Genomic DNA, 602 nt, shown 5'->3' on the forward strand with positions numbered 1-602 from the left:
CAGGGAAAACTCCAGATTCCTACCATCCATGAAGGTGCTGACGCAAGAAAGATTGAACAAAAGTTTCTTGCCGGGCAGGAAATAAAAGGTTCGTGGAAAGTAGCGGAAAATCAAATCATAAAACAACAAAACACGTTATTGCAAAAGATACTGGACACCTTTGGGAAAGTATCAGGTGCATTATCATTATGGAAGGAGCGATTAAATGACATTAGAAGAAAGCCGGGAAATTATACCCTTAATGGAGTCCATGATTGGGCAAATCGAAGAACAGCAGACCTTAATGGCAGAAATGCTTCTGGAAATGCAGAACCGGGACACCCAACTCTCTCTTATGCAGGAACAGAATCAGAAATTGCAAAAATTAAACAGCGAGTTATCCGAGCTGCTCAACATTTTGCCAAATACCGAGGAACTACTTTCCAAGATGGAAGAACAGAAAACGAAGATAGAACTTTTGGAAAACGAAAATCAGCAATGGCAGATATTGGCACAGAAGCTGAACAGCGAAAACAGTTTATTACTGAAACAGAACACCGAATTGCTGAACTGGAACAGCAGGTAGAGAAAGGACGTGATATAGATGAACGAATCCAGAGAAT

The 602-nt window shown here is 40.7% G+C and carries 1 pseudogene; it reads left to right on the forward strand.

The features are described from left to right. A pseudogene (locus tag HMPREF0373_RS00745) lies at positions 1 to 602 on the forward strand (MobA/MobL family protein); the annotation flags it as partial.

Origin of the sequence: Eubacterium ramulus ATCC 29099, assembly GCF_000469345.1 — a bacterium.
In the GTDB taxonomy this organism is placed as follows: domain Bacteria; phylum Bacillota; class Clostridia; order Lachnospirales; family Lachnospiraceae; genus Eubacterium_I; species Eubacterium_I ramulus.